Annotated in this window: 10 protein-coding genes and 1 tRNA gene; 4 read left to right on the top strand and 7 right to left on the bottom strand. The window is 63.3% G+C overall.

Features of this window, described 5'->3' with window-relative positions; translation table 11 throughout:
- Positions 1–12 precede the first annotated feature (12 nt).
- Both ACVWZA_RS06690 and ACVWZA_RS06685 read left to right on the top strand, forming a co-directional pair.
- Positions 13–552 carry a GNAT family N-acetyltransferase gene (locus ACVWZA_RS06690; protein WP_457310391.1) on the top strand — a complete coding sequence of 180 codons (540 nt, stop codon included), beginning with the start codon at positions 13–15 and terminating at the stop codon, positions 550–552.
- A complete protein-coding gene (locus ACVWZA_RS06685; RefSeq protein ID WP_457310390.1) occupies positions 545–2,767 on the top strand; it encodes a spermidine synthase in 2,223 nt (740 codons plus the stop codon). Before ACVWZA_RS06690 ends, ACVWZA_RS06685 begins: the two co-directional genes overlap by 8 nt.
- A gap of 3 nt (positions 2,768–2,770) precedes the next feature.
- Here the strand turns inward: ACVWZA_RS06685 and ACVWZA_RS06680 are convergent, their stop codons facing one another.
- Complete coding sequence (locus ACVWZA_RS06680) at positions 2,771–3,292, bottom strand: hypothetical protein (RefSeq protein WP_457310389.1); 522 nt, start codon at positions 3,290–3,292, stop codon at positions 2,771–2,773.
- Between the two features lie 85 nt (positions 3,293–3,377).
- Between ACVWZA_RS06680 and ACVWZA_RS06675 the strand changes: the two genes are divergently transcribed.
- Positions 3,378–3,454: transfer RNA gene (locus tag ACVWZA_RS06675), tRNA-Arg, on the top strand.
- Between the two features lie 91 nt (positions 3,455–3,545).
- Here the strand turns inward: ACVWZA_RS06675 and ACVWZA_RS06670 are convergent.
- Positions 3,546–4,409, bottom strand: coding sequence for an alpha/beta fold hydrolase (locus tag ACVWZA_RS06670; protein ID WP_457310387.1), 864 nt, complete (start codon positions 4,407–4,409; stop codon positions 3,546–3,548).
- 224 nt (positions 4,410–4,633) lie between these two features.
- Here ACVWZA_RS06670 and ACVWZA_RS06665 point away from each other — a divergent pair, with 224 nt between their 5' ends.
- Positions 4,634–5,578: a LysR family transcriptional regulator gene (locus ACVWZA_RS06665; protein WP_457310386.1), complete on the top strand. Its 945-nt coding sequence runs from the start codon at positions 4,634–4,636 to the stop codon at positions 5,576–5,578.
- Positions 5,579–5,581: 3 nt separating this feature from the next.
- Here ACVWZA_RS06665 and ACVWZA_RS06660 read toward each other — a convergent pair whose 3' ends face one another.
- From ACVWZA_RS06660 to cysD, 5 genes are all read right to left on the bottom strand, one after another.
- Positions 5,582–7,246 (bottom strand): FAD-dependent oxidoreductase, encoded by a 1,665-nt coding sequence (locus ACVWZA_RS06660; RefSeq protein ID WP_457310385.1) that lies wholly within the window; start codon positions 7,244–7,246, stop codon positions 5,582–5,584.
- Positions 7,237–8,205, bottom strand: a complete 969-nt coding sequence (locus tag ACVWZA_RS06655; RefSeq protein ID WP_457310383.1) for a magnesium and cobalt transport protein CorA — start codon at positions 8,203–8,205, stop codon at positions 7,237–7,239. Before ACVWZA_RS06655 ends, ACVWZA_RS06660 begins: the two co-directional genes overlap by 10 nt.
- Positions 8,206–8,301: 96 nt before the next feature.
- On the bottom strand, positions 8,302–9,057 hold the full coding sequence (locus ACVWZA_RS06650) for a 3'(2'),5'-bisphosphate nucleotidase CysQ (protein WP_457310382.1): 756 nt from the start codon (positions 9,055–9,057) through the stop codon (positions 8,302–8,304).
- Positions 9,054–10,976: a sulfate adenylyltransferase subunit CysN gene (cysN, locus tag ACVWZA_RS06645; protein WP_457310381.1), complete on the bottom strand. Its 1,923-nt coding sequence runs from the start codon at positions 10,974–10,976 to the stop codon at positions 9,054–9,056. The genes ACVWZA_RS06650 and cysN overlap by 4 nt, the downstream gene beginning before the upstream one ends.
- The gene (cysD, locus tag ACVWZA_RS06640) at positions 10,976–11,878 is read right to left on the bottom strand and encodes a sulfate adenylyltransferase subunit CysD (RefSeq protein ID WP_457310380.1); all 903 of its coding nucleotides are present in this window, start codon (positions 11,876–11,878) and stop codon (positions 10,976–10,978) included. Before cysD ends, cysN begins: the two co-directional genes overlap by 1 nt.
- Between the last annotated feature and the right edge of the window lie 17 nt (positions 11,879–11,895).

The following is an 11,895-nucleotide window of genomic DNA, read 5'->3' as shown; positions in this document are numbered from 1 at the left end:
GAACGACACCGCATGATCGAGACGGAACGCCTGATCCTGCGCCCCTATGAGGTGCGCGATCGTACCGCACTGCGCGCGCAGTGCGACGATCCTGAGGTCATGCGTTTCCTGATTGCGGTGGAGGACGACGCGGCGCTCGACGCGATGATCGAACGGATGAATGGCTATCTGCGCGATTACGGCTTCACTTTCTGGACAGTCGAGCGGCGCAGCGATGGCGCCGCGATCGGCGTGTGCGGGTTGAAACCGGGCGCCCCCGGTACGCCGATCGCCGGCGAGGTCGAGATCGGCTGGCGGCTGGCTCGCGACTATTGGGGGCAGGGTTATGCGCGCGAAGCGGCACAGGCGAGTCTCGACTGGGCCTGGGCCAATACCGATGCCCGCAACATCGCGTCGATCACCGTGCCCGACAACAGCGCCAGTTGGGGCTTGATGGAGCGGTTGGGCATGCACCGCGTCGTCGGGGGCGATTTCGATCATCCGCTGGTCACCGACAACAGCCCGCTCAAACGTCACATCCTTTACCGGATCGACCGTCCCACAAATGGCTGATGCCTCGATCCCGGCACGCCTCGCGCGGCCCTTGTTCGTCATCGCGATCCTGTCCGGGTCGTTCCTGCTGTTCCTGGTCCAGCCGATGATCGCGCGCATGGCGCTGCCGCGGCTCGGCGGTGCGCCGGCCGTGTGGAACTCGGCGATGCTGGTCTATCAGGCGCTGCTGCTCGGCGGCTATGCCTATGCGCATTGGCTGGGAAGGGTCAGTCCGCGCAAACAGGCCGTGATCCATCTCGGTGTGCTGCTGGTCGCCGCGCTGTGGCTGCCGATCGGCCTGATGTCGATGCAACTGCCTGCCGATGCGCAACCCGCGATCTGGGTGCCGTGGCTGCTCGGCGCGTCGATCGGGCCGCTGTTCTTTGCGATATCCGCACAGGCGCCGCTGCTGCAGCGCTGGTTCAGCATCTCGAGCAAGGGCGGCGACCCCTATGCGCTCTACGCCGCGTCCAATCTCGGCAGCTTCGGCGGCCTGATCGCCTATCCGCTGATCGTCGAGCCGGAACTCGCCATCCATGGTCAGAGCGTGTTGTGGAGCGCCGCCTATGCGCTGGTGGTGTTCCTTGTCGCGGCGTGCGCCATCACGCTGCCGAAGCGTGCGGCGGCGATCGAAGAACCGGTCGAAATCAGCACATCGCCGACGCGTGGGCGCAAACTGCTGTGGGTCGCGCTGGCGTTGGTGCCGTCCGGCCTTATGCTTGCGACGTCGACATACATCACCACCGATGTCGTCGCGATGCCGTTGCTCTGGGTCATGCCGCTCGGCCTGTATCTGCTCAGCTTCACGATCGCCTTTGCCGCGAACCGGACCATCGCCGACCTGCTGACGCGAATTGCGCCCGTCACTATCTTGCTGTTCGGCGGGGTGATGGCCGGCGGATCCCACGGGCGGCCCTATCTCAGTGCGGGGCTCGCGCTGATGTTGCTGTTCATGGCTTCTGTCGCGCTGCATACCGCGATGTACCGGCTGCGTCCGACGCCGGATCGGCTGACCGGCTTCTATCTCGCTATGTCGCTCGGCGGCGTGCTTGGTGGGATGTTCGCCGCGCTTATTGCGCCGCTGGTGTTCGACTGGACTTATGAATATCCGTTGCTGATCCTCGCCGCCGGCGCGCTGGTGCCGCAATCGTTCCTGATCGATCCGGTGCGGCGCATCTGGCACGGCACCGCGCAGCGCCAGTGGATCATCACCTTGGCGTTCACGCTGGTCGTCGTGCTGCTGGTGCTCTGGGTCATCCATAATTCGGCATCGGCGGGTCTTGACGGCAAACCGACGCCGCCATTCGTGTTCCTCATCATCGTTCTGTTCGGGCTGTTCGTGACGGGTGTGCGGCGCGCGTTCGTCATCGTCCTGGGCGGCGCGCTGATCGTGTTCGGCGGCTATCGCTCGATCATCATCTCGATGGAGCCCGATGCGCGTGTCCGCAGCTATTTCGGTGTTTACACCGTGCGCGGAAACTCGGCGATTCAGCAACTCGCACACGGCACCACCGTCCATGGTACGCAGCTGCTCGGTACGGAGCAGCGCGAACGCACGCCGACCGCCTATTATGTCCGCAATTCCGGCGTCGGGCAGGCGATGATGGCGCTGCCCATACTTTATGGCGACCATGCTCGTGTCGGCGTGGTCGGGCTCGGTGCCGGTACCCTGGCCTGCTATGCCCGGCCCGGTCAGGACTGGCGCTTCTACGAGATCGATTCGACCGTGGTGCGTATCGCGCGCGACACCGGGCAGTTCAGCTTCCTGTCGCGCTGCTTGCCCAATCCGAAGATCATCATCGGCGACGCGCGTCTCAGCCTGCTCGCCGAGCCGAACGCTCGGCTCGATATCCTCGCGCTCGATGCCTTTTCATCGGATTCGGTGCCGATGCATTTGATGACGCGAGAAGCGTTCGACACTTATGGCCGCGTCCTGTCGCATGGCGGTGTGCTGCTGGTTCATATCTCCAACCGGTTCCTCAACCTGGAGCCGGTGGTGTCGTCTGCGGCCGTCGCGGGCAAATGGAGCGCGGCCAAGCTCGTCTATTTGCCAGGCGTGAACGCCAGCCCGGCGGAAACGGCATCGGTGTGGATCGCGATGTCGCGTGATCCGGCGACGATCGCCAGGCTCAAGGCACGCGATGCGGCCTGGGCACCGGTCCCGCGTTATCCGCGCTTCACCCCGTGGAGCGACGATTACTCGACGATCCTCCCCCTGGTGAAGGGAGCGGGTTAAGGCTCAGGCCGCGGGCATCGAGGCCTGAATTGTCCCGATCTTCGCCGTTTCCATGTCCAGTTCGGCTTGCGCCGCGTCGTGCGCGGCCTCAAGCATGGGGTAGGGCGGCTTGCCCTCGGTGGCGCGAGCGATCGTCGCCTCTTCGAGATCGGTCAGCGCTGCGGAGGTGGTGGCGCGAAACACGTCCAGCTCGGCCAGCGCGGTCTGCGCGTCGAGCCAGCGATCACTGCCCACCGGCTGGCCCCGCGCCGCCTTGGCCAGTGCCTCCGCCTTGGCTGCGCCGATCGCGAAGTCCTTCTTCGCACCATTCAAGTTGGCGACGGTATCGGCAATGCGCTTGTCGAGCGCCGGATCGGGCTCTGCCGCCGCGACGGGCGCGGCGGGCGGCTCGGCATCGCTGCGCGATTCGATCGGCCGCGGCAGCAGCGACGGATATTGCGTCGCGTGTCGCTCGGCACAGCCCGAAGCGGTCAGGGCGAAGCCGGCAAGTGCGGCGAGGCGGAGCGGCGTTCTGGGGTGCGTCATCACTTATCGCTCTATGCGTCGCATTCGTCGTGCGCAACGCACTTGCGCCGCGCGGATCATGCCTCTATCAGCCCCCTTCCAGTGCGCACCCGTAGCTCAGCTGGATAGAGCATCAGACTACGAATCTGAGGGTCGGGCGTTCGAATCGCTCCGGGTGCGCCAATAGTTTTCCGCGAGTAGCGGGCAAAGGCCGGGTCAGAAATGACCCGGCCTTTTTTGCTTCCGGCCAGGGCGCACGGGGAGGCCTAACCCGCTAAACCGATAGTTTTCGGTCGAGGAAATCGCGCATCAGGCCGGCGATTTCATGATGGTGCGTCTCGAGTGCGAAGTGTCCGGCATCAAGCAGATGGATCTCGGCATCCGGGTTATCGCGTCGATAAGCCTCTGCCCCGGCAGGAATGAAGAAGGGATCGTTCTTTCCCCAGACCGCCAACACCGGCGGCCGGAATTTTCGGAAATAGGCCTGGAAGGCCGGATAGAGCGCGACATTGGTCCGATAGCTCAGGATCAGGTCGAGTTGGATCTCCTGGGCATCGGGCCGGTGCATGTAGAAGGTGTCGAGCAGATAACCATCTGGCGAGACCAACCCGACCGGTGCGCCATTTTCATATTGAAAGCGGATCGCTTGGTCGCTGAGCGAGCCACGAGTCGCCTCGCGGTGCCTGGGGCTAGGTTCGCGCCAATAGGCCTGCCACGGGCCCCATTCCGCGCTCAGCCCTTCGAGATAGGCGTTGCCGTTCTGCGTGACGATCGCCGTGATCCGTTCGGGATGCGCCATGGCAAGGCGCAGGCCAGTCGGCGCGCCGTAATCGAAGATGTAGAGCGCGTATCGGGTGAGCCCAATCGCTTCGACGAAACCACCGAGCACCGTCGCCAGATTATCGAAGCTATAATCGAATTTTCCACGCGGCGGCGCCTTGGTCTGTCCGAACCCTGGCAGATCAGGCGCGATCACGCGGTAATGGTCTGACAGTTCGGGAATGAGATCGCGGAACATGTGACTCGCTGTCGGGAAGCCGTGGAGCATCAGAATGACAGGTCCGTCGGCAGGACCCGATTCGCGGTAGAAAATGTCCACGTCGCCGACCTTTTGGGTGCGATATCGGGTCTTGGGCAACGGCGCCTCTTCGCGGGGGGAGCGCTTCGGCTGCGCCGCAGCCTGGCCTGGCATAAGCACCCCGGCTGTCAAGGCGAGTGGGAGCGTTGCCAGGAGGGAGCGACGCGACAGAGTTTCAACCTGTGGGAGCATGATAACACCTCGATTAACGACACCATCAAAATAAGAATTGCGGCAAGCGATATAATGCGTGATTCATGACTGGTTGAATTGCAGGATATGAAATGATGGATCGTCTCGACGCGATGAGCTTGCTCATTGCCGCGGTGGATGAAGGGTCATTGGCAGCGGCTGCGCGGCGGCATGGGCGCTCTGCGGCGGCGGCGACGCGGGCAGTGACAATGCTGGAGGAAATTGGCGGCGAAAAGCTGTTGCTGCGGTCGACGCGGCGGCTGAGCCTCACAACGGCCGGCGAGCGCAAGGTCGCGATATGGCGAGAGATATTGGCGAAGCTCACCGAGAGCGAACTCGCCGCAGTCCCCGGCCAGATTGCCGGCACCATCGTGATAACCGCGCCCGAATTGTTCGGGCGGCTAAAGTTCATGCCAGTCGTCGAAAGTTTCCTTGCCGACCATCCCCAGGTTTCGGCGCGCGTCCTGATGCTCAATCGCATGGTCGATCTCGTCGGCGAAGGCATCGATCTGGCCGTGCGGCTCGCGCCGCTCGGCGATTCGAATTTGACCGCGGTCAGGCTCGGCGAGGTCCATCGTTTCGTCTGCGCGGCACCGGACTATGTTGCTCGGTGCGGTTTGCCCGAGCATCCACGCGATCTGGAGCATCACGACTGCATTGGGCTCAACGGCGAGGGCGATGGCGAATTATGGTCTTTCATCCAGCCGAATAGGGATGGATCACGCGTCAGAGCGGTGCGGGTCGAAGCGCGATTGTCGCTCAACTGCGCGGGCGCGGCAATCGACGCGGCACTCCGCGGTCATGGCGTGATCCGGCCGCTATCGTATCAGGTGGCCGAGCATTTGGCCGATGGGCGTCTTATCCGCCTGCTTCCCAAATTCGAACCGCCGGCGTTTCCGGTTCATCTCGTCTTTCATCCCGAGCCGGCAAAACGCGGCGCGTTACGCGCATTCATCGATCATGCCACTCCGCTGCTCAGAAGTGAGCTGGCCGAGGCCACCGAATTAGGTAACGCCACGCCGCGCCAACCTGTCTGAAGGTCAACTACCCGCCAGATATTGATGGATTTGGGCCACGACATTGGCGCCTTCGCCGATCGCCCCGCCGACGCGCTTGACGGACCCCGCCCGCACGTCGCCGATCGCGAACACGCCCGGTGCGCTGGTCTGCAATGCAAGGGCGGTCTGACCGGTCGCGACGAAGCCCTTGTCGTCGGGCAACACGGCGCAATCGCCAAGCCATTCGGTTGCCGGATCGGCGCCGATGAACAGGAAAAGGTTGCGAATCGGCGCGTCGGTCGTCTCGCCCGAATCGCGGTTGCGCCACGATACGCGTTCCAGTCCCACCGCGCTGCCTTCGAGCGCGACGACTTCGGTTCGGCTCATCAATTCGATTCGCGGATTGGCCGCGATGCGGTCGATCAGGTACCGCGACATGGTTGCGGCCAGCCCGTCGCCCCGCACCATCATGCGCACCTTGGCGGCGTGCCCCGCCAGATAGACCGCCGCCTGGCCCGCCGAATTGCCGCCGCCGACCAGGATCACCTCCTGCTGGCTACAGAACTGTGCCTCGACCGGCGACGCCCAATACCAGATGCCGCGCCCCTCGAATTCGATAAGGCGATCGAGATTCGGGCGGCGGTAACGCGCGCCGGAGGCGATCACGACACTTCGCGCGCGATAAACCCGGCCGTCATCGACATGGAGGCGGTGAACCCCGTCCGCATCGCTGCATTCGAGCGACGTGACTTGCGCTGGAATGGCGATCTCCGCACCGAACTTCTGTGCCTGGACGAAGCCGCGTGCGGTCAGTGCCAGGCCGGTGATGCCGGTCGGGAAACCGAAATAATTCTCGATCCGCGCGCTCGCCCCCGCCTGGCCGCCAAAGCCGCGCGAATCTAGCACGATCACCGACAGCCCTTCGGATGCGGCATAGACCGCGCTGGCCAGCCCTGCCGGGCCCGCACCGACGATCGCGACGTCATAGACGCACCCGCAATCGGGCGTGCCGATCATGCCCATCGCCATGGCAATATCGGTATCGGTCGGATTTTTCAGGACAGTGCCGTCGGGCAGGATCGCAAGCGGCCAATCCGCTGCAGCGGGATGAAGGTGTGCGACAATGTCTGCCGCCTCTTCATCGCTCGCCGGATCGAGCGACCTGAAAGGCAAGCCGTTACGGCGCAGAAATCCTGCCAATCGGATGCGCCCGGGGTCGTCGCCGGGCGCGATCAGGATCGGCCCGCCGGCGGCGGCATCGATCAGGCTCGTCCGGCGCAGGATCAACGCACGCATGATCCGCTCGCCGAGATCGGCCTCCGCGACGATCAGAGCACGCAGGTCGGCCGGTTCCAGGATCAAGGTTTCGACCGCTTCGACCGCGTCGGCATCGACCAATGCGGGACGGCCCGACAGGCTGGCGATTTCCCCGATCAGCGCGCCCGAGCCATGTTCGACGACCGGGCTGATATGGCCGGCGCCGTCGTGCTGGACGATCTTCACGCGACCCGACAGCAGCACCATCAAACCGATGCCGCGCTCACCCGTGGTGAACAACCGCTCGCCCGCCGCATAATCGCGGCGCCCACCGAACCGCGCGACACGCGCGATATCGTCGCTGGAAAGGGTGGGGAACATCTGTTCGCGGCGCTGCACCTGAGCGGGCGTAGCCGGCGTGATCGCCTCGCCGTCGGGCATCACAGCCATTTGACCCTCCGGAAGCGGATATAGAGCGCAGTGCACAGGGCCAGGATCACCGCGACACAGATGAAATACCCGTTTTTCGTCTTCAGTTCCGGCATATGTTCGAAATTCATGCCGTAAATGCCGGCGATCGCAGTCGGCACGGCAAGGATCGCTGCCCAGGCCGCGAGCTGACGCGTGATCGCGCTTTGACGTTGCTGTTCGAGCAACGTGCTGACTTCGAACACCGATGTCAGAACGTCGCGCAAGCCGCCGGTCATGTTCTCGACCCGCCGCACATGATCGAGCACGTCCTTGAAATAGGGTTTTGTCTCCGCGTCGATGCACGGCACGTCCAGGTTGAACAGCTTGCTCATCACCTCGCCCATCGGACTGATGATGCGCTGGAACCGGATCACCTCGCGACGCAGCGTGAACAGTCGTTTCGTGTCTTCATGCGAGAGTGAGGCATCCAGCGTTTGCGTTTCGATCTCAAGCACTTCTTCCTCGATCGTCTCGACGATCGGCAGATACCCGTCGACAATGAAGTCGAGAATCGCGTGGAGGACATAATCGACGCCGTGCCGGAGTAAATTGGGCGCCGCCTCAAGATGAGCGCGCAACTCGACATGCCCGCGCGCCGAACCGTGCCTCACGCTGATGATGTGATTAGGCCCGACGAAGATCGACGTTTCGCCGTAATCGATCTTGTCGCCGTTCAGGTGCGCGGTGCGAGCGACGACGAACAGCTGATCGCCATAGACGTCGAGCTTAGGCAGTTGGTGCTTGTTCTGCGCATCCTCGACGGCGAGCGGATGCAGCCCGAACTTGTCCTGCAGCGTCTGGAGTTCGGCGTCGGTCGGTTCGTGCAGGCCGATCCACACAAACTCCTTTTTGTCGCCATTGCACGGTGTCGGCTCATCGATGGAAATCGGCTGAATGCGCTTGCCATCGCGGTAGAGATAGGCGGCGATTACACTCACAGGCACCTCGTTCGAGCTGAAGTGCGTAGGAGTTAGCAAAGCCAGTGCAAAACGTCGCGTTCAGAAATGCGCCGGCGACGACCGGATAGCCTCGCCTCAGTCGAGATCGGCCGCTCTTATCGCCGCGAGCACGCGCTCAGCGAGCTCCACCCGGCAGATCAGCAGATCGGGGAGCAGCGGATCGAGACAATTGTAAACCAGGGCGCTGCCGTCGATCCGCGAGGCGTGCAGCCCGGCGGCCAAGGCGACGGCAACGGGGGCGCAATTGTCCCATTCATATTGGCCGCCGGCATGGAGATAGATATCGGCGCGGCCCTCGACCACTGCCATCGCCTTGGCACCGGCCGATCCCATCGGGATCATCTCGGCATCGAGCGCGGCGGCAACCGCGACCGCGACCGCGGGTGGACGTGAGCGGCTGACCACCATGCGCGGACGACCCGAGAGCGGTGGGTAAGCCGGCGGCGCATCGTCGGTGGCGAAGACCTTATGCGCGGCGGGCAGGGCGACCGCGCCGATCACCGGAGCGCCATCGATGGCCAGGCCGATATGCACCGCCCAATCATCGCGTTCTTCGGAAAATTCCCGTGTCCCGTCGAGCGGATCGACCACCCAGACGCGTCGCGCCGAACAACGCGCCGAATTGTCGGCAGCCTCTTCGGACAGGATGAAGTCGTCGGGGCGCGCCGCTTTCAGATGGGCGATGATCGCGGCATTGGCCTGCACGTCGCCGCGCTTGCCCAGCGCCGCCCCCGAACAATCGCCGGTGGCACACAGGTCGCGAAGCAGCGCGCCCGCTTCCAGTGCCACGGCACGGGCGAGTTCGGCGTCGGTCTGGATGGATGAGGTCACAAGTCGGGACTCCATACGCCCATGATATGCTCGACGATGCGTTCCGCCGCCGCTTCCGGGCTCTCGCGCACTGTATCGATGCGAATGTCGGGATTGACGGGTGCCTCATAGGGGCTGGAGATACCGGTGAAATTGGCGATCGTGCCGCTGCGTGCCTTGGCATAAAGCCCCTTCACGTCGCGCGCTTCGGCCAGCTCCAGCGGTGTATCGACGAACACCTCGACGAATTCGCCATAAGGCATCATGCCGCGCACCAGGTCGCGTTCGGCGCGGAACGGCGAGATGAAGGCGGTCAGCACGATCAGCCCGGCGTCGGTCATCAGCTTGGCGACCTCGCCGACGCGGCGGATATTCTCGATCCGGTCGGCATCGGTGAAGCCGAGATCCTTGTTGAGGCCGTGGCGGATATTGTCGCCATCGAGCAGGAAGCTGTGGCGCCCAAGCGCATGAAGCTTCTTCTCGACCAGATTGGCGATGGTCGATTTGCCCGACCCGGACAGGCCGGTGAACCAGAGCAGTTTTGCGGTCTGGCCCTTTTGCGCGGCGTGCGCGGCGCGGGTGATATCGACTGCCTGCCAATGCACGTCCTGCGACCGACGCAGCGCAAAACTCAGCGTGCCCGCGGCGACGGTCGCATTGGTCAGCTTGTCGATCAGGATGAACCCGCCAAGATCGGTCGATTCCGCATAGGGTTCGAACACGATCGGTCGATCGGTATAGACCTCGGTCACACCAATATCGTTGAGGCCGAGCGTCTTGACCGACAATTCGGCGAGCGTGTTGATGTCGATCGCATGGCGCGGCTGCTGGATCGTTGCGCTGACCGTCTGCGCCGCCAGCTTGAGCCAATAAGCGCGACCGGGCAGCAATTGCTCTTCCGCCATCCACACCAAAGTCGCCTGGAACTGGTCGGCCACTTGTGGTGGCGCGTCGGCGGCGACGATGACATCGCCGCGCGAACAATCGATTTCGTCGGTCAGCGTCAGGGTGATCGATTGGCCTGCAACGGCTTCGGCCAGATCGCCATCCATGCTGACGATCCGCGCGATACTGCTCGTGCGGCCCGAAGGAAGCACGCGTATCTTGTCACCCGGCTTGATCGATCCGCTCGCAAGCAGCCCGGCGAAACCGCGAAAATCGAGATCGGGCCGGTTGACCCATTGCACCGGCATGCGGAACGGACGTGCCCGCGCCGCATCTCCTTCGAGATCGATGATCTCGAGATGTTCGATCAGCGCCGGGCCGCCATACCAGGGCATCGCGGTCGAGCGGCTGGCGATATTGTCGCCGGCAAGCCCTGAAAGCGGGATCGCCGTGAAGGCCTCGATCCCGATCGAGTCTGCGAACAGGCGATAATCGGCAACGATCTCGTCGAATATGGTCTGCTCATAATCGACCAGGTCCATCTTGTTCACCGCCAGCACGATGTGTCGGATACCGATCAGATGCGCGAGGAAGCTGTGGCGCCGCGTCTGGGTGAGCACGCCCTTGCGCGCATCGATCAGGATCACCGCACAATCGGCGGTCGATGCGCCGGTCACCATGTTGCGGGTATATTGTTCGTGACCCGGCGTGTCGGCGACGATGAACTTGCGTTTCTCGGTCGCGAAGAAACGATAGGCGACGTCGATCGTGATGCCCTGTTCGCGCTCCGCGGCGAGCCCGTCGACCAGCAAGGCGAAATCGATGTTCTGCCCTTGCGTGCCGACACGCTTGCTGTCGGCTTCGAGTGCGGCAAGCTGATCCTCGAAGATCATCTTCGAATCATAGAGCAAGCGCCCGATAAGTGTGGATTTTCCGTCGTCGACAGAGCCGCAGGTGATGAAACGCAACAGCGATTTGCGTTGATGCAGCGCGAGATATTCGGTGATGTCCGATGCGATGAGATCGTCGGGTTTGAAGGAGGAAGCGGTGGCCATCAGAAATACCCCTCCGCCTTTTTCTTCTCCATGCTCGCCGACTGATCATGGTCGATCGCACGGCCCTGACGCTCGCTGGTGGTGGTCAGCAGCATCTCCTGGATCACTTCGGGCAGGGTTGCTGCGGTGCTTTCGACGGCACCGGTCAGCGGATAACAACCAAGCGTGCGAAAGCGGATCGATCGTTGGACCGGGACCTCGCCCGGACGCAGCCGGAAACGATCGTCATCGACCATCAACAACAGGCCGTCGCGCTCCACCGTCGGGCGCGGAGCGGCGAGATAAAGTGGTACGATCTCAATATTTTCCGCGAGGATGTATTGCCAGATATCGAGCTCGGTCCAGTTCGACAGCGGGAATACGCGGAAGCTTTCGCCCTTCGCCTTGCGGGTATTGTACAGCCGCCACAATTCGGGGCGCTGGTTCTTCGGATCCCAGCGTTGATGCGCCGAACGAAAGCTGAAGATGCGCTCCTTGGCCCGGCTCTTCTCCTCGTCGCGCCGCGCGCCGCCGAACGCCGCGTCATAGCCGCCGGCCTCAAGCGCCTGTTTCAGCCCTTCGGTCTTCCACAGATCGGTGTGCAAGCTGCCATGATCGAACGGGTTGATCCCGCGCGCCTCGGCATCAGGATTCTTGTGCACGATCAGCCTCATGCCGGCATCGGCCGCGGCGCGATCACGTAGCGCGTACATGTCGCGGAACTTCCAGGTCGTATCGACATGGAGCAGCGCGAAGGGCGGGGGCGCCGGGAAGAACGCCTTCTTCGCCAGATGCAGCATCACCGCCGAATCCTTGCCGACCGAATAGAGCATCACCGGGCGCTCGGCCTCGGCGACCACTTCGCGCATGATGTGGATGCTCTCGGCTTCGAGGCGTTGGAGATGGGTGAGGGACAGGCTCATTGACGTTGCAGATAGTG

The organism is Sphingomonas sp. UYAg733, assembly GCF_054057355.1.
Note: the sequence above shows the minus strand (reverse complement) of the source record. Positions and strands in the feature narration are given on the sequence as shown.

Coding starts and splice junctions, on each gene's coding strand:
- ACVWZA_RS06690 (WP_457310391.1), top strand. CDS start 13: ATGATCGAGACGGAACGCCTGATCCTGCGCCCCTATGAGGTGCGCGAT.
- ACVWZA_RS06660 (WP_457310385.1), bottom strand. CDS start 7,246: ATGGCTGTGATGCCCGACGGCGAGGCGATCACGCCGGCTACGCCCGCT.
- cysN (WP_457310381.1), bottom strand. CDS start 10,976: ATGGCCACCGCTTCCTCCTTCAAACCCGACGATCTCATCGCATCGGAC.
- ACVWZA_RS06665 (WP_457310386.1), top strand. CDS start 4,634: ATGATGGATCGTCTCGACGCGATGAGCTTGCTCATTGCCGCGGTGGAT.
- ACVWZA_RS06685 (WP_457310390.1), top strand. CDS start 545: ATGGCTGATGCCTCGATCCCGGCACGCCTCGCGCGGCCCTTGTTCGTC.
- ACVWZA_RS06680 (WP_457310389.1), bottom strand. CDS start 3,292: ATGACGCACCCCAGAACGCCGCTCCGCCTCGCCGCACTTGCCGGCTTC.
- cysD (WP_457310380.1), bottom strand. CDS start 11,878: ATGAGCCTGTCCCTCACCCATCTCCAACGCCTCGAAGCCGAGAGCATC.